Annotated in this window: 22 protein-coding genes; 8 read left to right on the top strand and 14 right to left on the bottom strand. The window is 69.0% G+C overall.

The annotated features are described in order from the left end of the window. Window positions 1-16 precede the first annotated feature (16 nt). Window positions 17-1,081, top strand: a complete 1,065-nt coding sequence (locus ACFHNC_RS02200) for a ketopantoate reductase family protein (RefSeq protein ID WP_437167565.1) — start codon at window positions 17-19, stop codon at window positions 1,079-1,081. Between the two features lie 56 nt (window positions 1,082-1,137). Then, window positions 1,138-1,326: a hypothetical protein gene (locus tag ACFHNC_RS02195; RefSeq protein WP_437167564.1), complete on the top strand. Its 189-nt coding sequence runs from the start codon at window positions 1,138-1,140 to the stop codon at window positions 1,324-1,326. A 2-nt stretch (window positions 1,327-1,328) separates the two neighbouring features. Here ACFHNC_RS02195 and ggt read toward each other — a convergent pair whose 3' ends face one another. After that, window positions 1,329-2,942 (bottom strand): gamma-glutamyltransferase, encoded by a 1,614-nt coding sequence (gene ggt, locus ACFHNC_RS02190; protein WP_437167563.1) that lies wholly within the window; start codon window positions 2,940-2,942, stop codon window positions 1,329-1,331. A 107-nt stretch (window positions 2,943-3,049) separates the two neighbouring features. Here ggt and ACFHNC_RS02185 point away from each other — a divergent pair, with 107 nt between their 5' ends. The 3 genes from ACFHNC_RS02185 to ACFHNC_RS02175 all read left to right on the top strand — a co-directional run bounded on the left by ACFHNC_RS02185 (window position 3,050) and on the right by ACFHNC_RS02175 (window position 6,232). Next, window positions 3,050-4,027, top strand: coding sequence for a Bug family tripartite tricarboxylate transporter substrate binding protein (locus tag ACFHNC_RS02185; RefSeq protein ID WP_437167562.1), 978 nt, complete (start codon window positions 3,050-3,052; stop codon window positions 4,025-4,027). A gap of 6 nt (window positions 4,028-4,033) precedes the next feature. After that, window positions 4,034-4,936: an ABC transporter substrate-binding protein gene (locus ACFHNC_RS02180; RefSeq protein ID WP_437167561.1), complete on the top strand. Its 903-nt coding sequence runs from the start codon at window positions 4,034-4,036 to the stop codon at window positions 4,934-4,936. A gap of 114 nt (window positions 4,937-5,050) precedes the next feature. After that, entirely contained in the window at window positions 5,051-6,232 is a 1,182-nt protein-coding gene (locus ACFHNC_RS02175; protein WP_437167560.1) for an MFS transporter, read from the top strand. Here ACFHNC_RS02175 and ACFHNC_RS02170 read toward each other — a convergent pair. The 12 genes from ACFHNC_RS02170 to ACFHNC_RS02115 form a co-directional block, all read right to left on the bottom strand. Beyond that, window positions 6,154-6,885, bottom strand: coding sequence for an ABC transporter permease subunit (locus ACFHNC_RS02170; protein ID WP_437167559.1), 732 nt, complete (start codon window positions 6,883-6,885; stop codon window positions 6,154-6,156). The two genes, ACFHNC_RS02175 and ACFHNC_RS02170, sit on opposite strands and share 79 nt — an antisense overlap. Then, window positions 6,882-7,796 carry an ATP-binding cassette domain-containing protein gene (locus ACFHNC_RS02165; RefSeq protein WP_437167558.1) on the bottom strand — a complete coding sequence of 305 codons (915 nt, stop codon included), beginning with the start codon at window positions 7,794-7,796 and terminating at the stop codon, window positions 6,882-6,884. Before ACFHNC_RS02165 ends, ACFHNC_RS02170 begins: the two co-directional genes overlap by 4 nt. Then, on the bottom strand, window positions 7,793-8,917 hold the full coding sequence (locus ACFHNC_RS02160; protein WP_437167557.1) for an ABC transporter permease subunit: 1,125 nt from the start codon (window positions 8,915-8,917) through the stop codon (window positions 7,793-7,795). Before ACFHNC_RS02160 ends, ACFHNC_RS02165 begins: the two co-directional genes overlap by 4 nt. Window positions 8,918-8,927: 10 nt before the next feature. Continuing rightward, the gene (osmF, locus tag ACFHNC_RS02155; RefSeq protein ID WP_437167556.1) at window positions 8,928-9,845 is read right to left on the bottom strand and encodes a glycine betaine ABC transporter substrate-binding protein OsmF; all 918 of its coding nucleotides are present in this window, start codon (window positions 9,843-9,845) and stop codon (window positions 8,928-8,930) included. 141 nt (window positions 9,846-9,986) lie between these two features. Then, entirely contained in the window at window positions 9,987-11,510 is a 1,524-nt protein-coding gene (locus ACFHNC_RS02150) for an ABC transporter substrate-binding protein (protein WP_437167555.1), read from the bottom strand. A 24-nt stretch (window positions 11,511-11,534) separates the two neighbouring features. Continuing rightward, window positions 11,535-13,166, bottom strand: a complete 1,632-nt coding sequence (locus tag ACFHNC_RS02145; protein WP_437167554.1) for a hydantoinase B/oxoprolinase family protein — start codon at window positions 13,164-13,166, stop codon at window positions 11,535-11,537. Further along, window positions 13,163-15,217, bottom strand: coding sequence for a hydantoinase/oxoprolinase family protein (locus tag ACFHNC_RS02140; protein ID WP_437167553.1), 2,055 nt, complete (start codon window positions 15,215-15,217; stop codon window positions 13,163-13,165). Before ACFHNC_RS02140 ends, ACFHNC_RS02145 begins: the two co-directional genes overlap by 4 nt. Window positions 15,218-15,288: 71 nt before the next feature. Then, window positions 15,289-16,254 carry an ABC transporter ATP-binding protein gene (locus tag ACFHNC_RS02135; protein WP_437167552.1) on the bottom strand — a complete coding sequence of 322 codons (966 nt, stop codon included), beginning with the start codon at window positions 16,252-16,254 and terminating at the stop codon, window positions 15,289-15,291. Next, the gene (locus ACFHNC_RS02130; protein WP_437167551.1) at window positions 16,251-17,261 is read right to left on the bottom strand and encodes an ABC transporter ATP-binding protein; all 1,011 of its coding nucleotides are present in this window, start codon (window positions 17,259-17,261) and stop codon (window positions 16,251-16,253) included. The genes ACFHNC_RS02135 and ACFHNC_RS02130 overlap by 4 nt, the downstream gene beginning before the upstream one ends. Then, window positions 17,251-18,102, bottom strand: a complete 852-nt coding sequence (locus ACFHNC_RS02125) for an ABC transporter permease (RefSeq protein WP_437167550.1) — start codon at window positions 18,100-18,102, stop codon at window positions 17,251-17,253. The genes ACFHNC_RS02130 and ACFHNC_RS02125 overlap by 11 nt, the downstream gene beginning before the upstream one ends. Continuing rightward, entirely contained in the window at window positions 18,102-19,106 is a 1,005-nt protein-coding gene (locus tag ACFHNC_RS02120; protein WP_437167549.1) for an ABC transporter permease, read from the bottom strand. The genes ACFHNC_RS02125 and ACFHNC_RS02120 overlap by 1 nt, the downstream gene beginning before the upstream one ends. 31 nt (window positions 19,107-19,137) lie before the next feature. Continuing rightward, a complete protein-coding gene (locus ACFHNC_RS02115; protein WP_437167548.1) occupies window positions 19,138-20,712 on the bottom strand; it encodes an ABC transporter substrate-binding protein in 1,575 nt (524 codons plus the stop codon). Between the two features lie 160 nt (window positions 20,713-20,872). Between ACFHNC_RS02115 and ACFHNC_RS02110 the strand changes: the two genes are divergently transcribed. From ACFHNC_RS02110 to ACFHNC_RS02100, 3 genes are read left to right on the top strand one after another with little or no spacing between them, the layout of a single operon-like run. Next, the gene (locus tag ACFHNC_RS02110; RefSeq protein WP_437167547.1) at window positions 20,873-21,625 is read left to right on the top strand and encodes an SDR family NAD(P)-dependent oxidoreductase; all 753 of its coding nucleotides are present in this window, start codon (window positions 20,873-20,875) and stop codon (window positions 21,623-21,625) included. A gap of 5 nt (window positions 21,626-21,630) precedes the next feature. After that, window positions 21,631-23,670: a hydantoinase/oxoprolinase family protein gene (locus ACFHNC_RS02105; RefSeq protein WP_437167546.1), complete on the top strand. Its 2,040-nt coding sequence runs from the start codon at window positions 21,631-21,633 to the stop codon at window positions 23,668-23,670. Between the two features lie 11 nt (window positions 23,671-23,681). Then, window positions 23,682-25,646 (top strand): hydantoinase B/oxoprolinase family protein, encoded by a 1,965-nt coding sequence (locus ACFHNC_RS02100; RefSeq protein WP_437167545.1) that lies wholly within the window; start codon window positions 23,682-23,684, stop codon window positions 25,644-25,646. Window positions 25,647-25,700: 54 nt separating this feature from the next. Here the strand turns inward: ACFHNC_RS02100 and ACFHNC_RS02095 are convergent, their stop codons facing one another. Then, a complete protein-coding gene (locus tag ACFHNC_RS02095; RefSeq protein WP_437167544.1) occupies window positions 25,701-26,249 on the bottom strand; it encodes a carboxymuconolactone decarboxylase family protein in 549 nt (182 codons plus the stop codon). Between the last annotated feature and the right edge of the window lie 17 nt (window positions 26,250-26,266).

Raw genomic sequence — 26,266 nt, 5'->3', positions numbered from 1 at the left:
GCAGGAAGCGGGTTTCATGGGCAATCGCATCGCCATCATCGGCGCCGGCGCCGTCGGCTGTTACGCCGGCGCCTACATGGTCCAGGCCGGGGAGGATGTGACCTTCGTCGATTGGTGGCCGGAGAATGTCGAGGCGATCCGCGGCGCCGGTTTGCGCATCAGCCATCTGAAGGACGTGCCGGAATTCACCGTGCAGGGCCGCGCGCTGCATCTGACGGAGCTTCAGTCCATCTCGCGGGAGAAGCCCTTCGACATCGCCTTCATCTGCGTGAAATCCTACGACACCACCTGGGCGACGCAGATGGTGGCGCAGTATCTTTCGCCGAATGGCTACTGCGTCAGCCTGCAGAACTGCATGAACGAGGCGACCATCGCCGGTATCGTCGGCTGGGGCCGCACGCTGGGCGCGGTGGCCAGCTCCATCACGGTGGAACTCTGTGCGCCGGGCCATGTGAAGCGCGCCTCCGGCAAGGGTGGCGCAGCGCATACGGTGTACCGGGTTGGCGAGGTCCACGGCCGCATCACGGAGCGTGCAAAGGAAGTCGCACGCCTCACCGCGTTGTCCGACAGCACGCTGGTCACGCCGAACCTGTGGGGTGAGCGCTGGACCAAGCTGGTCGCAAACGTCATGCAGAACGGCATGTCCGCCGCCACCGGCCTGATCAGCCGCGAGATCCTGCTGGATGACCGCCTGCGCCACTTCACCGCCCGCCTGGGCAGCGAGGCCATCCGCACCGGCCAGGCGCTGGGCTACGCGCTGGAGGAAGTGCTGCACATCGACCCCGAGATCATCGCCCGTGCCGGTGAAGGCGACGCCGCGGCGCTGGCGGATTACGACCAGCACCGCCTGGCGGAGGCCCGCAAGCCCGGCGGCGGCGCGCATCGCCCCTCCATGGGCCAGGACATGATGAAGGGCCGCCGCACGGAGATCGAGGCGATGAACGGCTACATCGTGCGACAGGCGGAACCGCTCGGCCTCGCAACGCCAGCCAATGCGGCGCTGACGGCGCTGGTGCAGCGGGTGGAGCGCGGCGAGATCGCGGCGGACCCGCGCCACATCCACGAATTGCGCTTGAACTGAGGCACCTCGCATGTCTTGTTGATGGCGCTGACGTCTGAATGGAGGAACGCATGTACGTGAATGACCTTCAGCGGCGCATCGCTTCCGTCACCCGCGGGGCCGACACGCGCGCGGCCCTGCGCGACCTGTGGCACCAGCAGCAGCCACAGATGCAAGGCACTGCCGAAGAATGCCGGAAACTGGCGCAGGAGCCCGAGCGAAGGCTGGAACCGCTGCGGCGCCAGCAGGGCACGCCTCGCGCCTGACGCTACCAGGCCACCGCGACGCCACCGCCACCGCGCGGATCAGCGCCGCCGGCGGGCTTACCGTCGCGCAATAGAATGGCGTGCGCGCGGCTCATCCCCGGGTCGTAGGACAGCGGCGAGTGCCGCACCTCATGGCCCAGCTCGCGCAGCGCCTGCACCACATCGCCCTGCACGCGCGCTTCGCAGAATACCGGGCCGCCCTCGCAATGGATGCGCGGGAATGACACGGCCTCCACCGCCCCCATGCCGAAATCCACGGCGTTGACGATGGTGGTCAGCACGGCGGAGATGATGACGCTGCCGCCCGGCGCGCCGACGATCATCCAGGGCGCGCCATCCTTGGTGACGATGGTCGGCACCATGCCGGTGGTGCGCGCCTTGCCCGGCGCCATGCTGTTCGGGCGGCCCGGCCGCATGTCGAACAGCTTCATCGCGTTGTTCCAGTTGAAGCCCAGCCCCGGCGTCACCACCCCCGCCCCGGTGCCCAGCGTATGGGTCAGCGACACGCAATTGCCCGCCGCATCCCAGGCCGAGACATGGGTGGTGCAGGAGGGTGGCGCCGCGATGCGCCCGCCCGGCAGCCAGCCACCCCGGATGCGCGCGGCCCAATCGGCGGCGCGTGTCTTGGAGATCATCTCCTCCACCGGCACATCGACGAAATCCGGGTCGGCCAGCCAATTCTCCCGGTCCTCATGCGCCGCCGCCATGGCGCGGGCGACCAGGTCCAGATGCCGCGCGCTGCCCGGCTGCACACCGGCGAAATCGAACTGCTCCAGGATGTTCAGCATTTCGATCAGCACGGCGCCGGAACCGGGCGGCGGATTGGCGGCGATGCCATAGCCGCGATAGCTGCCGATCACCGGCTGCACCTCCCGCACTTCGTACCCCGCCAGATCCGCCGCGGTTACGAAGGCGCCATTTCGGGCAAAATCCTCGGCGATGCGGCCGGCGGTTTCGCCATGGTAGAAATCGGCCGCGCCATGTCGCGCGAGGCGTTCCATGCTGTCGGCCATCTCCGGCTGGCGCAGCGTATCGCCCACCTTGTGCAGCGCGCCCTGGGCATCGAGGTACAGCGCCGCGCAGGCTGGCGTGGTGGAAACGCGGCGCAACCCGCTCGGCAGGCCGGGCTGCGGCGTGCGGGCCAGAAATTCTTGGTAGAAGGGCGTCACCACCACACCCTCCCGCGCCATGCGGATGGCGGGCGCCAGAAGCTCTGACCAGTCCTGGCTGCACAGCGTCTCATGGAAGCGGGCGAGGCCGGCGACGGTGCCGGGGGTCATGATCGCGCGGTAGCCGAGTTCGGCCCGGAAATCCTCGAACAACGCGTAGCCGGAGATCTCGGACCGGCCCTGGCTCTCGCCCGCCCACATCTCGGGCGTTACCTTCGCGCCGGCGCGGGCGTGGAAGTCGATCATGCCGTGGCGGCCGCTGCGCGCGTCCAGGAATTGTAGCGTGCCCATGCCGCCCAGGCCGCACATGAAGGGGTCCTGCACCATCTGGCAGAAGGCGGTGGCGAGCGCCGCATCGAAGGCATTGCCGCCACGCCGTAGCACCTCCGCCCCCGCATCCGCCGCGCGAGGCTGCGGGCAGACCACCAGGCCCTTGATGCTGTCCATGTCGCGCCCTTTTTCCTGCCGCGCCAGCCTGCACCGCAACCGCGATCTTTGACAGTCTCGGCCGACGCTGGTTTCATCCGAGCCAGTCGAAGCGAAGGACGCAGCCCATGCTGACCAGCCGCCGAAAACTGCTCGCCGCAGCCGCAGCCCTGCCTCTCTTCTCCCCCGCCACGCTGCGGGCGCAGCCGCGCTATCCGGACCGGCCGGTGCGCGTCGTCGTACCCTTCGCGGCCGGTGGCATCATCGATGTCGTGGGCCGCCTGGTGAGCGAGCCGCTGGCGCGCGAGCTCAGCCAGCCCTTCGTCATCGAGAATCAGCCCGGCGCGGGGTCCACCATCGGCGCGCGCACCGTGGCGCGGGCGCGGCCTGATGGCTACACCCTGCTGCTGAATGGCGCGGCGCAGTCGGTGATCCCGGCGCTGTACAAGGAAGCCGGCTTCGACAGCGTGGCGGATTTCACGCCCATCGGTCTCGTCGGCGACCAGAGCTTCCTGGCCTGCGTGCATCCCTCCGTTCCGGTTCAGGATGTGCCGACGCTGCTGTCCTGGCTGCGGGAAAAGCGCGGCCAGGCCACCTTCGCGACCACCGGCATCGGCGCCGCCTCCCACCTCGCGGGGGAATTGCTGAAAAGCCTGGCGGGTGTCGATTTCACCGTGGTCACCTATCGCGGCACGCCGGCGGCGGTGACGGATTTCATCGCCGGGCGCATCGACATGATGATCGACAGCCAGACGCTGCTCGCGCCCTTCGTCGCGGATGGCAAGGCGCGCGCCGTCGCCGTCACCACCACCCGCCGGTCGAAGATCCTGCCCGATCTGCCGACCTTCGCGGAGGCAGGCGTCACGGGTTATCGTGCTTCCTCCTTCCAGGCGCTGTATGCGCCGACCGGCACGCCGGCGCCGATCGTGGAGACGCTGTCCACCGCGCTGCTGAAGGTGCTGGCGGACCCCGCCGTCCAGGCCTCCTTCACCGCGCGCGGCGTGGATCCGATGCCGGGCGACAGCGCCGCGGCGCGCAGCTTCCTTGCGGCGGAATCGGCCAAGTGGCTGCCGATCCTTGAACGCACCGGCGCGACGGCGGGCTGAGCGGACATGGAAACGCTGGTCCTGGTCGAACCATTCCGCGCCGTTTTCTACGCCCCCTACTATGTCGCGCTGGAGCGCGGCTGCTTCATCGACCAGGGGATCCAGATGCATCTGGAGACCGCCGGTACGCCGGATGCGGCGGCGGGGCGGTTGCTGGATGGCAGCGCGGATCTGGCCTGGAGCGGCCCGATGCGGCCGATGCTGGAACGCAGCCGCGATGCGTCCAGCACGCTGCGCAGCTTCGGCGCCGCGGTGATGCGCGACCCCTTCCTGCTGCTCGGCATGGGCGCGCGGCCCGGCTTCCAGATGGCGGACCTCGCGAAGATGCGCGTCGCCATTCCCTCCGAGGTGCCGACGCCCTGGTGGTGCCTGATGCATGATCTGCGCCTGGCGGGCGTGGACCCTACCACCTGCGCCGGCCATGTCCGTATGCCGATGCCGGAGGGTGCGGCTGCCTTGCTCGAAGGGCGCGTCGATGCGGTGATGCTGTTCGAGCCCTTCGCGGCGGCGCTGGAGGATGCGGGCGCTGCGGTCTGGTATGCCGCGGCGGATCGCGGCCCCACCGCCTATTCCGCGCTCTATGCCGTCACGCCCCGCATCGCGGAGAAGCACGCGGCCTTCGCGGCCGTGGTGCGCGGCCTGGGCGCGGCGCTGGACTGGATAAGGGGTGCCACGCCGGCCGAGATCGCCACCGTGCTGGCGCCGCGCTTCGCCGACATGCCGGCGGACCACCTGATGCGCGGCATCGGCCGCTACCAGGGCCTCGGCCTCTGGGCCAACACCACGCATCTGCCACGGGCGGCGCTGGATGGGCTCGCGGCCGCCATGGTGTCCTCCGGCGCCATGAGCCACCACCCGGGCTATGATAGCTGCATCGACTCCTCGCTGGATCTCGTCGGCCCCGGCTGAGCCTGCGCGCCCGCGGGGGGTCTGCCCCTCCCTCTGCGTGGCTTCACATTTCCCGCCCGGTTGGAAATGATGCGTCCGGAATCAGGCAGGGGCAGGATGCAGCGCAGCCAGAGAATGAACCTGCTGCTGATCGCGCTCGGCGCCATGTTCCTCCAGCAGACCTTCGCGGCGCTCGGTCGCAACCTGCCTTCCATCATCGCCCCGGCGATCCTGGATGATTTGCGGCTCGATCCGGCCTGGCTGGGCGTTTATGTCGGGCTGGGGGCGCTGGCCTCGTTGGGCTTCCAGCTTGGCTGCGGCAGCTTCATCATCCGGCACGGGGCGTTGCGGGTCAGCCAGGTGGCGCTGCTGATGCTGGCAGTGGGGCTGGTGCTGGCCTGTGTCGGGCCGCTCGGTTTCTTTGCTCTGTCAGCGGTTATCGGGGCGGGGGGTGCGGCGGTGTCCACGCCGGCCAGCTCGCATCTGCTCGGGCGCTATTCGCCGCCGCGCTACGCGCCGCTGGTGTTTTCCATCAAGCAGACGGCGGTGCCGGCGGGGCTGCTGCTCGGCGGGCTTCTGGGGCCGCTGCTGACGGGCTGGTGGGGCTGGCGAGGCGCGATGCTGGCCTCGGCCGGGGCCTGCGTCGTGCTGGCGGTGCTGTTGCAGCCGCTGCGGGCGGAATTCGATGCGGACCGCGTGCCAGGGCGCAGCTTTCGGCTTTCCGACTTCCACACCACCCTGGCCGTGGTTGTCCGCAGCCGGGACCTGTTCAACCTCTCGCTGGCCTGCTTCGTCTTCAACGGAATTCAAACCGTCTTCATGGCCTATTTCGTGGTCTATCTGACCGCGCTTGGCCATCCATTGGCGGTGGCCGGCTTCGTCTTCTCGATCGCGACGCTGATTGCGATACCCGGACGCATCCTGTGGGGCTGGATCGGCAGCGGCATGGCGGCGCCCCGTGTGGTGATGGGGGCGCTGGCCATCGGCATGGCGGCCAGCGCCGTACTCGCGGGCCTGTCGGGGCCAGGCTGGCCGCTGCCGCTGCTCGGCCTGGTCGGCGCGGGACTGAGCCTCACCGCCCTGTCCTGGAACGGCGTGCTGCTGGCGGAGGCGGCGCGGCTGGCGCCGGAGGGGATGCGCGGCGCGGCCACCGGCGGCGTGCTGTCCTTTGGCCAGTTGGGCGCGCTGCTGATGCCGCTGGTCTTCGCCGCGGTACTCTGGCTGACCGGGCGCTATGATTACGGCTTCCTGCTCTGCGCGCTGCCCGCGCTGCTGGCCGGGCTGGCGCTGCTGCGGCCGCCCCGCGCCGCGACATAGCCGGCCAGCGCCAGCAGCAGCCCCTCCGCCGCAAAAGCCAGGGAGGCGGTGGCCGCCGCGCCTTGCAGCACCAGGATCTGGTTCTGGTTCTGCAGCCCCAGCACGATGGGCGTGCCGAGCGTCGCAGCGCCGGCCAGCGCGCCGACCGCGGCCGTCGCCACCGCCAGCACCAGCGCCACGCGCAATCCATCCAGCACCAGGGGCCAGGCCAGCGGCAATTCCACCTCCCGCAAGGCGCCTGCCGGGGTGTAGCCGAGTGCCAGGGCGGCCAGCCGTGCCTCCGGCGGCACTGCCTCCAGCGCGGCGACGGTGGCGCGCAGCACGGGCATGATGCCGTACAGCAGCAGCGCCAGGATGGTCGGCCCCCAGCCGAAACCCATGGCCGGCACCGCCAGCGCCACCGCCACCACCGGTGGCACCGCCTGCGCGGCAGCGGCGAAGGCATCCGCCGCCGGGCGCAGCGCGCGGCCGGATGGCCGTGTCACCAGCACACCCAGCGCCAAGCCGAGCAGCGCCGCCGGCACCACCCCGGCCAGCGCCAGCCCGGCATGGCCGGCGGCCAGCCCCAGCAGGCGGCCGGGCGGGAAGCCGCCGAACCAGCCCGGCAGCAGCGCCACCAGCGCCAGGCCAGCGGCCAGCAGCAGCGCCATCATCGGCCGCGCGCCAGCACGGCCTCCAGCCGCAGCGATCCATCGCCCAGCGCCAGCACGGTGCGGCCGGATTCGGCCATGCGGGACAGCGCATCGGCCAGGGTGGCTCCCGCCGCCAAGGCCGGCGCATCGGCGGGGGCGGGCCGCGCGTCCCGCGCCACTTCCGCCGGCAGCAGGGACAGCCGACGCAGGCCCGGCTGGCCGCCGCCGAGCAAAATGCGGGCGAATTCCGGCGCATCCTCCGCCACCAGCGCGGCGGGTGCGCCATCCGCCACCACCGCGCCGTCGCGCAGCACCACCACCTGGCTGGCCAGTTCCAGCGCCTCCTCCGGATCATGCGTCACCAGCAGGATGGTTTTGCCGGTTTCGGCATGGATGCGGCGCAGTTCCGCCCGCAGGTCACGGCGGGTGATGGGGTCCACGGCGCCAAATGGCTCATCCATCAGCAATATGTCCGGGTCCGCCGCCAAGGCGCGCGCCAGGCCCACGCGTTGCGCCTGGCCGCCGGACAGCGCGCCCGGCAGGCGCTGCGCCAGGCCGGGGTCGAGCTGCACCAGTTCCAGCAGCGCCGCCACCCGAGCCGCAATCCGTGCCCGGTCCCAGCCCAGCAGACGCGGCACCGTGCCGATATTGGCGGCGACGCTGCGATGCGGGAACAGCCCGGTGGATTGCATGACATAGCCGATGGACCGCCGGAGCCGCGCCGGATTCTGGCGCGCCACATCGGCCCCGCGCACCAGCACGCGGCCGGCGCTCGGCTCCACCAGGCGGTTCACCAGCTTCATCAGCGTGGATTTGCCGGAGCCGGAGGGTCCGACCAGGGCACAGAGCACCCCCTCCGCCACCTGGAGATCCACGGTGGACAGCGCCTCGGTCTCGCCGAAGCGGACGGAGACTTGTTCGAAGTGGATCATGCGCTGCCCCCCAGCCGGTGTTCCAGCACGCGGATCAGCGCATCCGCCGCCAGCGCCAGCGCCATGATCGGCAAGGCGCCGAGCAGCATCAGATCAGTCGCGAATTGCGACAGCCCCTCGAACACCAGCGCGCCGAGACCCCCCGCCCCCACCAGCCCGCCGAGCGTCACCAGCCCAATCGCCTGCACCACCGCCACGCGCAGGCCCCCCGCAAAGACCGGCAGCGCGAGCGGCAGCCGAACCTCCCGCGTGATGCCGCCCTCCGTCATGCCCATGGCACGCGCAGCGGCCACCGCGGCGGGGTCGGCGGCCGTCAGCCCACCGAGTACCGAACGCCACAGCGGCAGCGCCAGGTAGCCCGCGGTGGCGAGCACCGCCGGCGCCGGGCCAATGGCACCCAGCCCCAGGCCGCGAAGCGCCGGCCACAGCGCCAGCAGCCCGGCCAGCAGCGGGATCAGCGCGGCAAACAGCGCGATGGCCGGCACCACCTGCACCGCGCCGAGGGTGGCGCCGACCGGCCCCGCGGCGCCCGGCCGCCGGAAGCCGGCCCAGGCCAGCGGCACCGCCAGCAGCAAGGCGAGCGCGAGCGCCGCGCCGGCCAGCGCCAGGTGGCGCAGCAGCGCGGCCTGCACCGCCGCCTCCCGCGCCCGGTATTCCACGACCAGGGACAGCGCCTCGAAGGTCCCGGCCTGCCAGAGCAGCCACAGGGCGATCAGGGCGGTCGCCGCAAGCGCCGCCCGCCCCACGCCCGGCAGCGCCGCGCCGCGCGCCGCCACCAGCGCGGCGCCCGCAACCAGCCCAAGCCAGAACCCACCGCCCAGGCCCGCGCGGGCGGCCGGGGCCAGCCCTTCCAGGGATGCGGCGGCGGCCCAACCGGTGGCGGCCAGCAGCAGCACCACGCCGGCCAGCGCGGCCAGCGCCCCGGCCCAGGCTGGCACACGCTGCGGCACGGCCAGCGCCAAGCCGGGCAGGGCAACCGCCGCTGCCCAGCCAATTGAAAGAAAACCGCTTGTGTCGACGCCCGGCAGCAGCCGGTTCGGCGCAACGCTCAGCCAGGGCAGCAGCAGGCCGGCCAGCAGCGCCAGCCAAAGCAGCGCGCGGCCCACCTCCCCCGCGCGCATCGGCCGCGCGTCAGCCGAGCGTGGCGAAATGCGCCCGCGCCACCGCCGCCGCCGCCTGGCCTTCCACCGCCACGCGGGCGTTCAGGCGCTGCAGCGTCTCCAGCGTCAGGGAGGCGAAGACCGGGGCCAGCGCGGCGCGGATGCCCGGATGCGCCTCCAGCACCGCTTGGCGGACCACCGGCGCCGGCTCATAGACAATCTGCGCGCCCTTGTTGTCCTGCATCACCACCAGGCTGAGCGCCGAGATCGCGCCATCCGTGCCATAGACCATGGCGGCATTGACGCCCGAGATGCCCTGCGCCGCGGCGCGCATGGTCACCGCCGTATCGCCGCCCGGCAGCACCACGATGCGGTCGCGCGGGAAGCTGAAGCCGTAGGTACGCTCGAAGCTGCCCAGCGCCGCCGGGCTTTCGACGAACTCTGCCGAGGCGGCGAGGCGTAGCTTGCCGGCCCCCGCCGCGCGGCCGAACTCCTCCATCGTCGAAAGATTCTCTGCCCGCGCCACGTCGCCGCGGACCGCAATGGCCCAGGTGTTGTTGGCCGGTGCGCGGGCCAGCCAGACCAGCTTGTTGGCCTCGAGGTCCAGCCGCGCCACCGTCTCATACGCCGTGTCGCCGCTGCGCCAGGCCGGCGCCTCCGGCTGCTGGAAGAAGAAGGCGCCGTTGCCGGTGTATTCGGGATAGAGGTCGATCTCACCGGCCACCAGCGCGGTGCGGACGATGCGCGTCGGGCCGAGCGAAAGCCGCGCCTCGGTCGGGATATTGGCGCGTTCCAGGGCGACCAGGATCAGATTGCCCAGTAAGGCGCCCTCGGTGTCGATCTTGGAGGAAACCACCACCGGCCGCGCCGCCTGCGCGCGCGCCAGATGTGGGGCCGCGAGGGCCAGAGGAAGGGCCGCCAGAAGCCGCCGCCGGATGATGCCTGCCATGATCCTGTCCTGTCCCGGTTCGGTGCCAAGGGGAATTGCCAGCAGCACAGCGTGCCACGCGACAGCCGGTTCCGTCCTGCCTTGGTTGCAGGTGGCCGACCGACCCCAGATGGGCGCGGCCGGCCACTTGCCCAGCCCGGATCAGCCCAGCGCCGCATCCTCCAGCGTGATGCCGGAGAAGAAGTTCAGCGCGCCGGGCATCGCCTTGAAGCCGGTGATCTCCTTCTTCATGGCATAGCCCTGGCTGCGCCAGGCCAGGCCGACCAGCGGCACTTCCTCCAGCGCCACGCGCTGCGCATCCAGGTAGATCTCGCGCCGCTTCGCCGTATCGAATTCCGCGCGCCCGGCCCGCATCAGCTCCTCCAGCCGCGGAATCCGCAGCCCGGCGCTGCGGACGTAGGAGGGCGAGAGCGAGCCGTCGATCAGGTTGTTCAACCCATCCGCATCGTTGCTGTCGGTCGCCGTGCCCATCACCGCGATGTCGAACTGCCCGCGATTGCCGAGGTTCACCCGCGTCGCCCAGTCCGGCAGGCGCAGCTCCGCCTGGATGCCGACGGCCGCCAGATGCTGCTGCACCACCTCCGCCGTGTCCTTGTGCATGCCGTATTGCGCGGTGGAGAGCAGGCTGGTGCTGAAGCCGTTGGCGAGGCCCGCCTCCCGCAGCAGAGCCTTGGACTTGTCAGGGTCATAAGCCTGGCCCTTGGACAGCGCCTCGTCGAAGAAATCGCTGCCGGGGGCGATGGGCAGGCCCTCCAGCGGGCTGCCACGGCCGAAGAAGGCGACCTTGACAATATCGTCGCGCCTGATGGCGTGGGCGATGGCCCGCCGGACCCGCGCATCGCCCAGATGCGGCCGCGCGGCGTTGAAATTGAGGTACATGAAGGGGCCGTTGGTGGCGTCCAGCCGCAGCCGCTCATCCGCCTCGATCGCGGCCATGGCTTGCCAGGGCACGTATTCGATGAGGTCCACATCGCCAGCGCGGATGGCCGAGACACGGAGGTTCTCATCCGCATAGGCAATCAGCCGGATGCCGGCCAGCCTCGGCTGGCCCGGCTTGTAGTAGCGATCGAAGGCCACGAGGTCGATCGAGGTGCCGCGTTCCTGCGCGCGGATGGTGAAGGGACCGGCGCCGATCGGCAGCACGCCAGCGCCGGTCGGGCTGCGTGGGCTGACGATCATCATGTGGTAGGACGCCATCCAATTCGGCAGGGTGGCGATGGGTGCCTTGGTGACAATCCGCACCGTCCGCGCATCCGGCGTCTCGATGCTGGCGACCTGCTGCATCTCCGCGCGGTAATGGGCGGTGGAGCGTTCGGCGGCGATCTGCTCGATGTTCCACTTCACATCGGCGGCGGTGATCTTCTCGCCATTGTGGAACACGGCGTTGTCGCGCAGCGTGAAGCTCCAGGTGGTCGGGTTCTCGTTGCGCCAGGATTCGGCGATCTCACCGCGCAGCGCACCGTCGGGTGCGTAGGACAGCAGGCCGCGATGGATCAGCAGCTTAACCGTGGCGGCCGCCGTGCCGGTATTGGCCCAGGGCTGCAGGCTGGGCGGGAAGGAGGACAGGCCGAAGCGCAAGGTTCCACTCCGCGCGCGGGCTGTACCGCCCGGCAGGAAGGGCAAGGCGGCAGTGGCGGCGATCAGGCCGCGGCGGGTCATGCGCATGGTGAAGTCTCCCTTTCGTTGGTGTCAGTCTGCTCCGTAGATCGTCTGCGCCGCCTCCGGCGTGATGCTGCCCTCGGCCAGGTCGCGTTGCAGTGCGGCGCGGCCGCGTTCCTCCGGCGGTCCGTAGCCGCCGCCGCCGGGGGTGATGATCTCCACCCAGTCGCCCGCCTGCAACAGGCCATTTCCCAGCACGAAGGGCGGGATGCCGGGGCCATAGACGAAGCGCCCGCGCCCGCCCGGCGCGCCGCCCTGCAACCCCCAGGGCGCGGAGGCGAAGCGGGACCCATCCATGCGCAGCCGGCACTCGGCTTCCGCCCGATAGACCCGGCGCAGCCCCATGCCGCCGCGCTGCCGCCCGGCACCGCCGGAGCCTTCCACCAGCTCGTAGCGCATCAGCGTCAGCGGGTATTCGATCTCCAGCGCCTCGACCGGCAGGTTGGAGGTGTTGGTGGTATGCACATGCACACCATCCAGCCCGTCCTTGGTGGCGCGGGCGCCAAAGCCGCCGCCGATGGTTTCCAGATACACCCAGGGCTCGCCCGTGACAGGCTGGCGCCCGACGAAGGAGGCGACGAAGCAGGCGCCGTTATGCGCCGCCGTCACCCGCTCCGGCACCGCCTGCGCCAGCGCGCCATGGATGAGGTCCACCACACGCTGACAGGTGGATAGCCGCGCATTCACCGCCGCCGGCAGCACGCAGTTCAATACGCTACCTTCCCGCGCCGTGACGTGCAGCGGCCGCGCCAGCCCGGCATTGGGCAGCAGGGTCGGGTCCACCACCGTCTTCACCGCGTAATAGACGGTGGCGAGCAGGGCGGTGAAGGTCATGTTGATGCCGGCGCGCACCTGGTCCGGGCCGTCGAAATCCAGCGACATGGTATCGCCCGCGACGGTCAGGGTCAGGGTCAACGGCAATTCGCCCTCGATCTCGGGGCTGTCATGGACATCGGCGAAGGTCCAGGTGCCATCGGGGATCGCGGCGATACCCGCGCGCATCTTACGCTCGGCGTAATCCTGCAGCGCCTCACCGGCCGCCAGCACCGTTTCCGTACCGTACTTCGCACACAGCGCCTGCATGCGGGACACGCCAAGCCGGTTCGCCGCCATCTGCGCCCGCAGATCTGACAGGCGTTCGCGCGGTACCTGGCAGTTCAGCAGGATGAGTTCCTGCACATCGTTCTGCAACTCCCCGGCGCGATACAGCCGGATCGGCGGGATGCGCAGCCCCTCCTGGAAGATGTGCGCATGGCCACGATCGGCGAAATCCGAGTGGTGCGCCAGGTTCACGGCCCAGGAGATGATGCGGCCGTCCACAAAGATCGGCTCCGCCAGCACGATATCCGGCAAGTGGGTGCCGCCGCCCTCATAGGCGTCGTTGCCGACGAAGACATCGCCTGGCTGCATCTGCGCCATCGGGTGGCGCTTCAGGATATGCGCGATGATGCCGATGAAGCTGCCGAGATGGATCGGAATGTGTTCCGCCTGGCACAGCGTCGCCCCGGCAATGTCGAACAGTGCCGTGGAACAGTCCCGCCTTTCCTTGATGTTGGTGGAGTAGGAGGCGCGCACCAGCGCCTCCCCCATCTCCTCGACGATGGACGAAAGCGCGGAGCCGATGACCTCGACCGTGATGGGGTCCGGGCGCGTGTTGCTCATGCCGCCGCCTCCAGGATCAGGTTCTCGTATTCATCCACGCGGGCTTCCTGCGCTGGCAGGATGACGGTGGTGGCGTCCATCTGCTCGATGATGGCGGGGCCGGCGATGCGGTTGCCGGGCGCCAGGCGGTCGCGCGCATAGACCGGCACGGCGACGATGCCCTGCGACTCCGGCAGCCAGACGTCACGGTGGCCCTCCAGCGCCGCGCCGGCATCCGGGCCTTCCAGCGGCCGCGGCCGCAACTCCGCCTTGCGGACCACGCCGGTGGCTTCCAGCCGGAAGGTGACGAGCTGCACCGCCTCCCCTTCCGCGACGAAACCGTACATCTGGCGATGCGCGGCAGCGAAACCTTCGGCCAGATACGCCAGCGTGGCGGCGGTGAAGGGCCCGTCCGGCAGCGCCACCGGCAGTTCGTAGTTCTGGCCCGCATAGCGCATGTCCACGCTGCGTCGGATCATGCGCTTGTCGGGGGTGATGTGCTCCTGCTCAAACCAGCGCTCCGCCGTCGCGGTCAGCGTGGCGAAGGCGGTCTCCATCGGTGCCAGCGCGCCCTGGTCCAGCGCGGTCAACCGCGTGGCGGAGAAATCCGCGCGCAGATCGGTCAGCAGAAGGCCCATGGCACACAGAATGCCGGGGTTGCGCGGCACCAGCACGCGGCGGATGTCGAGCTCCTTCGCCAGCCGCGCCGCATGTAGCGGACCGGCGCCGCCAAAGGCGATCAGCGTGTAGTCGCGCGGATCATGCCCGCGTTGCACGCTGATGACGCGGATCGCCTTGGCCATGTTCGCGGTGACGACGGACAGAATGCCCTGCGCGGTCTCCATCACCCCCATGCCGAGCTGCGCCGCCAGCCGCTCCACCGCCGCCAGCGACAGGTCGCGCCGGATCGGCATGCGGCCACCCAGAAGATGCGTCGGGTGCAGCGTGCCGAGCACGACATTCGCATCCGTCACCGCCGCCTCCGCATTGCCGCGATCGTAGCAGACCGGCCCGGGATCGGCGCCGCAACTGCGCGGCCCGACCTTCAGCAGCCCACCGGAATCGACAAAGGCGATGGAGCCGCCGCCAGCGCCCACCGTGTGGATATCCAGCATCGGCGCCTTGATCGGGTAGCCATGCACCACGGCCTCCCCCGTCAGCCGCGCCGCACCGCCCTGCAACAACGCCACATCCGTGCTGGTGCCGCCCATGTCGAAGGTGATGAGGTCCGGAAAGCCCGAAAGCTGCCCGATCGCCTGCGCGCCGACCACGCCGGTGGAGGGGCCGGACAGCACCATGCGCACCGGCATTTCCGCCGCGGCCTCGAAGCCGATGACGCCGCCATTGGATTGCGTGAGATGCGGCGTGGCGGTGACGCCGAGTGCGGCCAGCCGTTCCGCGAGCCGCTTGATATAGCCGCGCATCACCGGGCCGAGATAGCTGTTCACCACCGCCGTGGACAGCCGCTCGAACTCCCGGAATTCGGGCGCGATCTCGTGGCTGGTGGTGAGGAAGATGCCGGGCAGTTCCTCCGCGATGATGCGCTTGGCCGTCGCCTCATGCGCCGGATGCACGAAGCTGTAGAGGAAGCAGATCGCGATGGCCTGGACGCCGGCCGCCTTCAGCGCGCGGGCTGCGTCGCGCACCGCTTGCTCATCCAGCGCCGTCTCCACGCTGCCGTCATGGCGGATGCGTTCCGGCACCTGGAGGCGCAGTTCACGCGCCACAAGCACCGGTGGCTTGTCCACCTGCAGATCGTAAAGGTCTGGGCGTTTTTGGCGCCCGATCTCCAGCAGGTCCCTGAACCCATCGGTGGTGACCAGGCCGGTGCGGACGCCGCGATGCTGGATCAGCGCATTGGTGGCGACCGTGGTGCCGTGGCCGAAATAGGCGATGTCGGCGGGCGCCTGACCAATCTCCGCCATGCCCTCCGCCACGCCGCCGGCGATGCCGCGAGAGGGATCATCCGGGGTGGAGGACACCTTCCAGACCGCGATGCGGCCGGTATCTTCCTCGAACAGGCAGACATCCGTGAAGGTGCCACCCGAATCCACGCCGACGCGCCAGCCCAATGTCGCGGTCCCCGTTCCAGCCTGTCCGCCACTCTCGCGCCGAACTTCGGCGCTGTGCAATCCCGGCGTGGCTATTCCGCAAAATGGCAGGCGGCCTGCTGCTTCGGCCAATCCGCCCGCAGTGCCGGGTCCTGTTCCGCGCAAAGCGGCTGCGCCTTCGGGCAGCGCGTGCGGAAGCGGCAGCCGGAGGGAAGGTTGGTGGGGCTTGGCGGTTCGCCTTCCAGCACGAAGGTATCCGTTACGCGTACGCCGCCGATCTTCGGAATGGCCGCGAGCAGCGACTGCGTATAGGGGTGCCGCGGCGTGGCGAAGACCTGCGCCGTGTCACCGATTTCCACGATGCGGCCGAGATACATCACCGCCACCCGGTCGCAGATCAGACGCACCACGGATAGATCGTGGCTGACGAACAGATAGGTCAGGCCGAACTGCTCCTGCAAGGACAGGAACAGCTTCAGGATGGTGGCCTGCACGGATACATCGAGCCCCGATGTCGGCTCGTCCAGGATCACCACGGAGGGTTTCAGCGTCAGGATGCGCGCCAGCCCGACGCGGCGCTGCTGCCCGCCGCTGATCTCATGCGGATAAAGGTCGAGATGCGTCTCCGGCAGCCCCACCGCGGCCAGGATTTCGCGTACCCGCGCCTCGCGCTCCGCCTCGCCCAGTTCCGTGTGCACGATCAGCGGCTCATGCAGCGACGCGCGAATGGTCCAGCGCGGGTCGAGCGAGGCGCCCGGGTCCTGGTAGCAATACTGAAGGTGCTGGCGGAACTTGCGGCTCTGATGCGGCTTCAGCGGCGCGATATCCTGGTCCTGGAACAGGATGCGGCCCTGGGTCGCGGTATGAATGCCCATCAGCGTCTTGCCGAGGGTAGATTTGCCACAGCCGGATTCGCCGACGATGCCGAGGATCTCGCCCGGCTGCACGCTGAACGACACATCATCCAGCGCCCGCAGCCAGCCGACGCGGCGCTTCCACAAATTCCGCACGGGGAAGTATTTGCGGAGGCTCTGGACCTCAAGAATGGGCGCGCTCACGCGGCGAACTCCGTCAGCCGATGATGGCAGCGCACGCTGTGGCCAGGGCCGGCCTGCTCCGGCGCCGGGCGCTGCTGGCAGATCTCGGTGGCGCGTTCGCAGCGCGGGTTGAAGCGGCAGCCGGGTGGCGGATCGATCAGGCGCGGGATCTCGCCCGGAATGCCGCGCAGCCCGGTCTCGGCGCTGGGCAGGCTGTCCAGCAGCTTGCGGGTATAGGGGTGGCTCGGCCGGTTGAAGAACTCCGCGACCGGCGCTTCCTCCACCTCCTGCCCCGCATACATCACGGTGATGCGGTCGCAGATCTCGTAGGCGGCGCCGAGGTCGTGGGTGGTGAACAGCACCGCCACGTTGCGTTCGCGCGCCAGCCCCTTCAGCAGCTTCAGGATCTGCGCCTGCACGGTGACGTCGAGTGCCGTGGTCGGCTCATCCGCGATCACCAGCTTCGGCTCCGGCAGCAATGCCATGGCGATCATCAGCCGCTGGCGTTGGCCGCCGGAAACCTCATGCGGGTATTTCCGCAGCACCGCCTCCGGGTTCGGAAGTTGCACCAGGCGAAGCCATTCCACCACGCGCGCCAGATCCGCTTCCCGCCGCGCACGGGCGTTGCCCTTGAAGGACGGGTCGCGCAGCAGCGGCGATTTCCAGTGCATCAGGTCGGCGATCTGCGTGCCGATGGTGAAGACCGGGTTGAAAGCGGTGGAGGGATCCTGCGGGATATAGGCGATCTCGCGCCCCCGCACCTCCCGCGCTAGGGCAGCCTCCGGCACGGTCAGCAGATCCCGCCCGCCGAACAATACTTGGCCGCCCTGAATGCGCGCCGAGTTCTGCGGCAGGATGCCGAGGATGGCGCGGGCCAGCGTGGTCTTGCCGCATCCGGATTCGCCGACCAGCCCGCGGATCTCGCCGGGCCGGATGGAACAGCTCACCCCATCGAGCACCTTCGCCAACCCGGCGTCGGAGGCGAAGGCCACGCGCAGGTCGCGCACCGCAATCAGGTCACTTTCCACTGGAGGCCCGCCGTAGCCGCGGGTCGAGCACGTCGCGCAGCCCGTCGCCCAACAGGTTGAAGCCCATCACCACGATGAAGATCGCGAGCCCCGGAAAGGCCGCGTACCACCAGGCCATCGGCAGGAACTCGCGCGATTCGGCGATGGTGCGCCCCCATTCCGGCGTCGGCGGTGGCGGGCCGAGGCCAAGGAAGCCCAACGTTGCTGCCGTCAGGATGGTGCCGCCCATGCCGATGGTGGTGCGGACGATGATGGAGGAGGAGATGGAGGGCAGGATATGCAGCACCATCACGCGCCACGGCGAACAGCCCAGCGCAATGGCGGCCTCGACAAAGGTTTCGTTCTTGCAGGACCGCGTCTCGGCATACACCAGCCGCGCCCAGAAGGGCCAATAGGTGACGGATAGCGCCAGGATGACGTTCTCGATGGACGGTCCCAGTGTCTGCGCGATGGCGATGGCCAGCACGATCTGCGGCACCGCCAGGAACACATCCGAACCCCGCATCAGCAGGTCGCTGCCGAGGCCCTCATAATAGCCGGCGATCAGCCCCACCGGCACGCCGATCAGCACCGCGACGAGGATGGCTACGACCGCGATGGTGATGGTGATGCGCGCGCCATACAGCAGCCGCGAATAGATGTCGGCGCCCATGCGGTCCGTGCCCAGCCAGTTATCGGCATTGGGCGGGCTGAGGCGGATTGCCGTGTGGAACTCCGTGACGTCACCCGGGTGCGTGGACAGCCAGGGTGCCAGGATCGCCGCGAAGATCACGATCAGGATCAGCGCCAGCCCGAGCATCGAGGACCGGTCTTCCGCCAGCTTGCGAAATACCTGGCGCATCAGCGGGTTTCCCGCGGGTCGATCAGACCTTGCAGGATATCGACCAGCAGGTTGACCACGATGAACATGGTGCCCGCGATCAGCGTGAAGCCCATCACTGCATTGTAGTCCGAATTGAGGATCGAGTTGACCGCGAACATGCCCAGCCCAGGCCAGTCGAACACCGCCTCCACCACCACAGCACCGGCCAGCAGGATACCGAAAATCAGGCCGATCTGCGTCACGGTACCAATCAGCGCATTGCGCAAAACGTACTTCCAGACAATCTGGCTGCGCGGATAGCCCATCGCCGTCTCATACAGCACGTAATTGCTCTCCAGCGCATTCAGCACGCCCGCGCGGGTGAAGCGCACGATCGTGGCGGCCGCCGGCAGCGCCAGGGTCGCGACCGGAAGGATCAGGTGGTGGAGGGCGTCCACCAAAGTTTCCATGTCCCACTTGATCAGCGAATCGATCACGTAGAAGCCGGTGATCGGCTCCGGCCCCCAGCCCTCGACACGTCCGGTCAGCGGCGTAACACCGAGCTGCATGGAAAAGAACAGCTGTAGCAGGATGGCGAACCAGAAGCTGGCGATGGCCAGGCCCGCGATGGTGATGAAGCGCAGCACATGGTCCACCCAGGAATTGCGCCGCAGCGCGCTGACCACGCCGAGCGGCACGCCGATCAGCGCCGCAACCACCACGGTCACCAGCGTCAGCTCCAGCGTCGCCGGCAGGCGGCTCAGCAGATCCTCCGAAACGGGACGCCCGGTGTAGATGCTGCGGCCCATATCGCCGCTCAGGATGGATTGCACATAACGCAGGAACTGAATGTGCAGTGGCTGATCCAGCCCCAGCCGCGCCCGCATCTCCGCGACGGTCGCCGCGGAGGCGTTTTCCCCGGCGGCAAAGGCCGCCGGGTCGGCCGGAATGACGTGCGAGATGAAGAAGACGATCGCCAGCAGGCCGAGCAGCGTCGGCACGAACCAGATCACGCGGTTGGCGACCAGGACGAGAATCTTCACGGGGTCACAACCCCGTCACGGCATCCTTGCCTCACGCGATGCTGAGCCAGCGCATCTCCTGCCCGTCCCCGATCGGGCAGAACCGCACGCCGCTGACATTCTTGCGGAACGGCCCATACCATTTCGTGTTGTGGATGAAGATCGCCGCCGCATCTTCGGACGAAATCCGCGCCACCCGCTCATAAAGCGGCGCACGCTTCGCTTGCTCCGGCGTTGCCAACGCCTCCGCCAGCAGGCGGTCAACCTCGGGGTTGGAGTAGTAGGAGGCATTGCCGCCACGGTGGCGCTCCGTGTGCAGCAGCTCGCCGGCCCAGTTGTGCGGGTCCGCGTAGTAGGTGGAGCGCCACAGGAACAGCAGATCGTACATCTGCTCCGGATCGCGCATCTTGTTGGAGACGACCGGCCAGGGCTCGTTCAGCAGCCGGCTCTGGATGCCGATACGGGTCAGCCCGTTCTGCAACAGGGACGCCGCCTGGATCGATTGCTCGTAGCCGATCATGCCGGCCACGACGATTTCCCGCATTGGCGCCTGCACGCGCGCCAGGTGCCACTTCGCTTTGTCGAGGTCGTAGGTGTAGCCGGCCAGATCCTTCGGCGCGCCCCACATCGGGTTCGGCACCACGCCGGTGTTCCGCACCACGGATCCGCCGAGGATATTGTTGATCCAGCCATCATAATCGAAGGCGTGGCACAGCGTCTTGCGGAAGTTTACGTCGTTCATCGGCGCGCGCTGGTTGTGGATGCAGGCGTAGAACAGGCGGGTCGATTCCGCCTCCAGGACGTTGAGGTTGCCATCGGCCTGCAACCGGACGATCTGGTCCTGCGGCATGTAAGGGTCGGTGCCCTGGAAGTCGCCGCGGATCAGGCCGAGCACACGGCTGTTCACCTCCGCGACATAGCGGAAATCGATTTCGGCGATGCCGGCCGGGCCGAGGAAGTGGTTGTCGAAGCGCTGCGCCAGGAAGCCCCGCGCCGGGTCGAAACGCCGGATGATATAGGAGCCGGAACCGGCATCATTCCGCGCGATGAAGGCCTGGCCCCAATCCCCGTCCCGCTCGTTCCGCTTCAGCAGCGCGCTGTTCACCACATAGATGTCATGGGTGGTGGCGGCAAAAATGGCGGAGGGCGTGGTCAGGTTGAACTGCACCGTGTGGCGGTCCAGCGCCTTGGTGCTGCCCGGCGCGACCAGCGGGGCGAAAAGCGGAAAAGCGCCCTTCTTCACCGCCAGGATGCGCTCCATCGAATAGACCACATCCTCCGCCGTCAGCGGGGCGCCATCATGGAAGGTGACGCCCTGGCGCAGCGTGAAGGTGTAGGTCTTGCCGTCTTCCGAGGTGGTGTAGGATTCCGCCAGCCACGGCTCCAGCTTCGGCGGGTTGTCGACCCAGCGCATCAGCCCGTCGTAGCAGTTCAGCCGATAGGCGACGCGGCCGACATCGAAGGTGGCGTGCGGGTCCATCGTGTCATAGGCGCTGCCATTGGCGAAAACGATGCGCCCACCGCCACCGCGCTGTGCCTCCGCAATGCGTGGCAGGCCGGCCACGCCCACCGCGGCGCCGGCTGCCAACAGGGTCCGCCGACGGACCCCAGCCGAAAGGCTGCTCATGTCGCGCTTTTCCATTGTCGCGTCCCTGTCTGCTTTCCGGAAGGTTGCACCGCGAAAAATGCCGGCGTCAAGGCGCCTCACGCTTCCGCGACACCACCGGTTGCGGGAGGATGGCCGCCCGGATAGCGTCGTTGCAAGCAGCTTCGGAAGGATAGGACATATGCCGAGCGATCGGAAGCTCGCCTTGGTGACCGGCGGCGCGCGCGGCATCGGCCGTGGCTGCGTGCATGCCCTGGCGGAGCGCGGGTATGACATCGTCATCGTCGACCTGCTGCGCGCCGAGATGGAACGCACCCAGGCGGAGGTCGAGGCCATGGGCCGCCAGGTGATGATCGCGGAAGCCGATGTCGCCGATCACACCCGGGCAAGGGAGATCGCCGCCGAGGTCCGCGCCCGCTTCGGCCGGATCGATGTGCTGGTGAACAATGCCGGCCGCGGCAACCCGACCGGCATCCTGGAGATCACGGAGGAAGCCTTCGACCGCACCATCGCGGTGAACCTGAAGTCCTGCTTCAACTATATCCAGGCCCTGGTGCCGTTGATGCAGGAAGGCGGCGGCGGGCGCATCGTCTCCATGTCCTCGCTGAACGCGCATACCGGCGGCGTCACCAGTGCGGTCTCGAAATTCTCCTACGCCGCGGCCAAGGCCGGCATCATCGGCATGACGAAGGCGCTGGCCAAGGAGCTTGGCCCCGAGATCGCCATCAACTGCGTCTGCCCCGGCGTGATCGAGACGGAGGTGGGCAACAGCCTGACCAAGGCGCGCGGGCCGGAACTGGCCAAGAAGATCATGCTCGGCCGGCTCGGCACGCCGGCGGATGTGGCGCAGCTGGTGGCCTTCCTCGCCACCGCCGAGCCCTTCTTCATCACCGGCCAGGCCATCACCATCGATGGCTTCCAATGGGAGATCTGAGCCCCGTGCGCTACCGGCTCGGCGTCGACATCGGCGGTACCTTTGCGGATTTCTGCGTACTGAACGAAGCAACGGGGGAGGTCTCGACACTGAAGGTCCTGTCCACCCCGGCGACGCCCGGGCAGGAAGTGATCGACGGGTTGCGGGGCGTGCAATCGCGGTTTGGCATCGCTCCCGCCGACCTGGCCTGGTTCACGCATGGCACCACGGTCGGCGTGAATGCGGTGATCCAGCGCAAGGGCATCCCGCTCGCCTTGTTCGTCACGCGGAATTTCCGGGATGTGCTGGAACTGGCGCGGCTGAAGACGCCCGATCCTTACGACCTTCTCTCCCGCCGCCCGCCACCGCTGGTGCCGCGCGAACGGGTGATCGAGATCGACGGGCGCCTGAACGCCGATGGGTCGGAGGCGGAACCGCTGGACGAAGCCTCGGTCCTCGCCGCGCTGGAGCAGGCGGAGGCGCGTGGGGCGGAGGGCATCGTGCTCGCCCTGCTGCACAGCTACCGCAACCCGGCCCAGGAACATGCGGCGCAGGCCATCCTGCGAAAGTTGCGGCCCGACATGCCCGTCTATTGTTCCGCCGATGTCTGGCCGATCATCCGCGAATACGAACGCAGTGTCACCGCCGTGGTGCATGGCCATGTGCAGCCACGCGTCGCCTTCTACCTCGACTCCCTGCAACGCGCCTTGCTGGAAGCGGGCGTGATGGCGGAGCCGATGGTGACGAAATCCAACGGCGGCGTGATGCGCGCAGAGCTCGGCAAGACCCGCTGCGTGGAGATGCTGCTGTCGGGCACCGCCGCTGGGGCCATCGGCGCGGCCTTCGTGGCGCAGGCCGCCGGCGTGCCCCGCGCGATGAGCCTGGATATCGGCGGCACCAGCGCGGATGTCGCCGTCATCGTCGATGGCGCGCCGAGCTATGGCACCGGCGAGCGTGTCGGCGATTTCCCGGTCTATATCCCGACCGTCGCCGTCACCTCGATTGGCGAGGGTGGTGGCTCCATCGCCGCGGTGGATGCGCTGGGGCTGCTGACGGTGGGTCCGGAAAGCGCCGGCTCCACTCCCGGGCCCGCCTGCTACGGCCGCGGCGGCACGCGCGCCACCATCACAGATGCGATGTGCGTGCTCGGCTTCATCGGTCATGGCGCGCTGGGCTATGACAGCGTGCGGGTCCGCGCGGACCTGGCCGCGCAGGCGGTGGACGCGGTGGCGCAGGCGCTGGGGCGCAGCCGGCAGGAAACGGCGGAGGCCATCGTGCAGGTCGCGGTCAGCGGCATGTACCGGGAGGTCAGCAAGCTCGCCGCGCGGCAGGGCGTCGATCCACGCGATTTCTGCCTGATGCCTTTCGGTGGCGCCGGCCCGATGCTGGGCGCGCTGCTGGCGCGGGAATTGGGGATGCGGGAGGTGCTGATCCCGCTGACGCCCGGCGTGCTGTCGGCCCTCGGCGGGTTGATCGCCGATATTCGCAGCGATTTCATCGAGACGGTCTATGCCGACCTAGATGCCGCCGCCTTGCCCGGCCTGGTCGCGGCCTTCGCGCGGCTGCGGGCGGAGGCCACGCGCTGGATCCGCGAGGACCAGCGTTTTGGCGGCGAGGTCACCTTCCGGCCCTCCGCCGAGATGCGCTACCGAGGGCAGTCCTTCGAGATCGAGGTGCCGCTGGAAGCAGCCTGGATCGAAGCCGGCGACCTGGCCGCGATGGAACAAGCCTTCCACCAAGCCCACGAAAAGCTGTACGGCCACGCCGATCGCGGCGCGCCGATCCAGGCCATCGCGCTGCGCATGGTGGTCGCCGGCACCGTGCCAGCACCGAGCTTTCCGGAGCAGGATCGCGTCACCGGCACGCCCGAGATTCTGCGCGAGGTGGAGGTCTGGCTCGACGGCCGCGCGCAATCCGCGCCGCTCTATCTCCGCAGCGCGCTGCGCCACGGCCATCGCTTCACCGGCCCCTGCATCGTGCTGCAGGACGACACCACAAGCTGCATCCCGCCCGGCATGACCGGCGAGGTGGACCGCTTTGGCAATCTGCGCCTGACCGCCGGCTGAGGAGACGCGCCATGTCCATCGACCCGGTCACGCTGCAGATCTTCGGCAACCACGCGCAGGCGGCGGCGGAGGCGATGGCCTTCACCCTGTTCCGCACCGCGCATTCCACCTTCGTGAAGGAAACGGAGGATTTCACCACCGGCCTCTGCACGCCGGAGGGGCTGACTTTTGCCAGTCCGCGGGAGCTCGGCGCCACCTGGTTCATCGGCCTGGAATACGGGCCGGTGATCCGCGCGCTATCCGACTATCGCGAGGGCGATGTCGGCATGACGAATGACCCCTATAGCGGCTTCGTCTGCACCCATTCGCCGGACATCCATCTGTGGAAGCCGATCTTCTGGGAAGGTGAGCTGGTCTGCTTCGCCGTCGGCCACATCCACAACACGGATGTCGGCGGCGCGGTGCCGGCCTCGCTTTCACGCGCGCTGACCGAAGTGCATCAGGAGGGCATCCGCTTCCCGCCCGTAAAACTCGTGGCGGAGGGGGTGCTGGACCAGCGGCTGCTCGACATCATGCTGCTGAACGTGCGTGCGCCGACGCAGAACTGGGGCGACCTCAAGGCCCAGCTCGCCGCCATGACCACCGGTGAGCGCAAGGTGCATGAGATGATCCGCCGCTTCGGCCTGGCGACGTTCCGGGCCGGGATGGAGGGGCTGCTCGATCTGGCGGATCGGCAGGCGCGGCGCGTGCTCGCCGGAATCCCGGATGGCGACTACGAATTCCACGACTACCTGGACGAGGATTCGCCGGGCGGGCTGCCCTGCCGGTTGCAGCTCAACATGCGCATCCGCGGCGAGACGGCGGAGCTGGATTTCACGGGTTCCGACCCGCAGCTCGCCGCCTCGCTCAACATGCCGACGGGCGGCTCTGCGCGCCACATCCTGCTGATGGTGGGGTGGAACTACGTGCTCTACACGCTGGACCCGACCATGCTGCTGAATGGCGGTCTGGTGCGGCCGGCGACCTGCATCGTGCCGGAGGGCACCGTGCTGAACCCGGTCTTCCCCGCCGCCGTCGGCATGCGCTCCATGACCTGCATGCGCCTTCAGGGCGTGCTGATGGGCGCCTTCCAGCGCGCGGTGCCGGATCGCCTGCCGGCCGGCCCCGCCAGCGGTGGCCCGATGATGAACGTCAACACCACGGACAACCGCACCGGCCGCCGTGTGATGGCGGCGATCGACCCGATCACCGGCGGCGGCGGCGGTGCGCCGGATGGCGATGGCAATGATGGCTCGGGCGGCAATAGCGGCTTCCTGAAGAACACGCCGGTCGAAATCAACGAGGCGGAAGTGCCGATCCGCATCCTGCGCTACGGGCTGGAGCCCGATTCCGGGGGTGCGGGGAAGCACCGCGGCGGCATGGCCACGGTGCTGGAATTCCGCGTGCATGCGCCGGGTACGGTGGTGACGGCGCGCAACCGCGACCGGTCGCGCTTCCGGTCCTGGGGCGTGCAGGGCGGGCTGCCCGGCGCGGCCTCGCAGTTCTGGCGCAACCCCGGTACGGCGCGGGCGGAGAATCTCGGCAATACGGATGTGGTGACGCTGGACCCCGGCGATGTCATCCGCATTGTCTGCTCCGGCGCCTCCGGCTGGGGGCCGGCCTGGGAAAGGTCGCTGGCGGCGGTGGAGGCAGACCTGGCCGCGGGCAAGATCAGCGCCCGGGCAGCCGCGCGCGACTATGGCGTGGTGGTGGGCGATGCGGCGGAAACGCAACGCCTGCGCGCCGCGCTGGCCACCGCGCCGCAGCGCGACTTCGACCCGGGGCCGGAGCGCGAGGCCTATGAGCAGGTATGGACCGATGCGAATTACGCGGCGCTGACGCAGATTCTCGCCAGCCTGCCGATCCACTGGCGCCACTACGCCAAGCGCCAGATATTCTCCCGGATTGATGCCAACACGGAACGGCGCGGAGATGGCTCGGAAGTGCAGGCCGCTTTCGCCGCGCTGCGCCAGGATTTCCCGCAGATCTCGGGCTGACCCTCTGGTCGCACTTTCCGAGTCGTCAGGCGAAGCCGCCTGACTTGAAAATGCTCAGGGCAGCGGGTGCTGGTCGAGGCAGGGCTGGTAGGACGGCTCCACCTCGATCCCCACCGCGCCGAGAAAACGCACCACGCCGCAATAAAAGGCGGTGATCACCAGAAGGTCCGTCAGGCTCGCAGCATCCAGATGCGCCTGCACCTCCGCAAAGGTAGCTTCGCTCAGTGTATCCGCGCCCTGCGCCATTTCGCGCGCCGCGCGCAGCACAGCGCGGGCGGCAGGTTCCAGCGCGGAAACACCGCCATTCGTCTCGACGGCGATGGCGCGGATATCCTCACGCGTCACGCCGAAATCGCGACCGATGGCGACGTGGTGCGACCATTCATAGGGTGACCGCGTCACCCACCCCACCTGCAGGATCGCCAATTCGCGCAGCCGCGCATCGAGCACGCTGTGATGGCGGATGTGGTGCGCAAGGCCAAGGAAGGCGCGCGTCATACCCGGGCTGTTGACCATGGCGCGGTACAGGTTGATCGGCCGCACCAGCAGCGCCTGGTCGTCCGACGCCAGTTCGGTGATGTCGCGATAGGGCAGTCTCGCCATGCAGGCCTCCTCCGTTC

The sequence above is a fragment of the Falsiroseomonas sp. E2-1-a4 genome, from assembly GCF_051433165.1.
In the GTDB taxonomy this organism is placed as follows: domain Bacteria; phylum Pseudomonadota; class Alphaproteobacteria; order Acetobacterales; family Acetobacteraceae; genus Falsiroseomonas.
This window is presented reverse-complemented; position numbering and strand designations above follow the sequence as displayed.

Coding starts and splice junctions, on each gene's coding strand:
- ACFHNC_RS02160 (WP_437167557.1), bottom strand. CDS start 8,917: ATGCGCGCGGGGGAGGTGGGCCGCGCGCTGCTTTGGCTGGCGCTGCTG.
- osmF (WP_437167556.1), bottom strand. CDS start 9,845: ATGGCAGGCATCATCCGGCGGCGGCTTCTGGCGGCCCTTCCTCTGGCC.
- ACFHNC_RS02170 (WP_437167559.1), bottom strand. CDS start 6,885: ATGATGGCGCTGCTGCTGGCCGCTGGCCTGGCGCTGGTGGCGCTGCTG.
- ACFHNC_RS02180 (WP_437167561.1), top strand. CDS start 4,034: ATGGAAACGCTGGTCCTGGTCGAACCATTCCGCGCCGTTTTCTACGCC.
- ggt (WP_437167563.1), bottom strand. CDS start 2,942: ATGGACAGCATCAAGGGCCTGGTGGTCTGCCCGCAGCCTCGCGCGGCG.
- ACFHNC_RS02185 (WP_437167562.1), top strand. CDS start 3,050: ATGCTGACCAGCCGCCGAAAACTGCTCGCCGCAGCCGCAGCCCTGCCT.
- ACFHNC_RS02125 (WP_437167550.1), bottom strand. CDS start 18,102: ATGCGCCAGGTATTTCGCAAGCTGGCGGAAGACCGGTCCTCGATGCTC.
- ACFHNC_RS02145 (WP_437167554.1), bottom strand. CDS start 13,166: ATGAGCAACACGCGCCCGGACCCCATCACGGTCGAGGTCATCGGCTCC.
- ACFHNC_RS02150 (WP_437167555.1), bottom strand. CDS start 11,510: ATGCGCATGACCCGCCGCGGCCTGATCGCCGCCACTGCCGCCTTGCCC.
- ACFHNC_RS02100 (WP_437167545.1), top strand. CDS start 23,682: ATGTCCATCGACCCGGTCACGCTGCAGATCTTCGGCAACCACGCGCAG.
- ACFHNC_RS02175 (WP_437167560.1), top strand. CDS start 5,051: ATGAACCTGCTGCTGATCGCGCTCGGCGCCATGTTCCTCCAGCAGACC.
- ACFHNC_RS02110 (WP_437167547.1), top strand. CDS start 20,873: ATGCCGAGCGATCGGAAGCTCGCCTTGGTGACCGGCGGCGCGCGCGGC.
- ACFHNC_RS02115 (WP_437167548.1), bottom strand. CDS start 20,712: ATGAGCAGCCTTTCGGCTGGGGTCCGTCGGCGGACCCTGTTGGCAGCC.
- ACFHNC_RS02095 (WP_437167544.1), bottom strand. CDS start 26,249: ATGGCGAGACTGCCCTATCGCGACATCACCGAACTGGCGTCGGACGAC.
- ACFHNC_RS02165 (WP_437167558.1), bottom strand. CDS start 7,796: ATGATCCACTTCGAACAAGTCTCCGTCCGCTTCGGCGAGACCGAGGCG.
- ACFHNC_RS02200 (WP_437167565.1), top strand. CDS start 17: ATGGGCAATCGCATCGCCATCATCGGCGCCGGCGCCGTCGGCTGTTAC.